This window comes from Campylobacter sp. RM9328 (genome assembly GCF_012978615.1).
In genome coordinates this window covers 1-376 of record NZ_LIWF01000079.1, presented here as the reverse complement: position 1 = coordinate 376, position 376 = coordinate 1, and the positions used below count along the sequence as shown (strand labels likewise).

The 376-nt window shown below is 25.8% G+C and carries 1 protein-coding gene; it reads right to left on the bottom strand.

Features of this window, described 5'->3' with window-relative positions:
- Positions 1–376 (bottom strand): hypothetical protein (locus CCAL9328_RS10775; RefSeq protein WP_170000651.1); only part of this gene is annotated, 376 nt, incomplete at both ends.

The following is a 376-nucleotide window of genomic DNA, read 5'->3' as shown; positions in this document are numbered from 1 at the left end:
CTATCTCTATCTATGTTATTACCTTTTCCTTTTACTATTTTTTCAATCTTTTCAAATCTTTCATCTATTAAATCGGATAGAAATTCTTTATTTTTTTCTAATTGTTTTAGATAGTTAGAGTATTCTTCAAAATTCATATCTGATTGTTTTAATATGTGTATGCTTTTATCTAAGCTATCAAGCTTTTTAGATAGATTAAATATATTGTTTTTATCATTGCCAAATACCTTGGCATAAGCTAAAGAGCTATCTATACTAATTTTAGCATTTTCATCAAGCAGTTTTTTAGTAACTTCAATGGAGTTTTTAACTCTAATGTATCTCTCATAATCGCCTTTGCTAGTTAATCCTTTTGAGTGGAGTTTTTTAAAGTTGT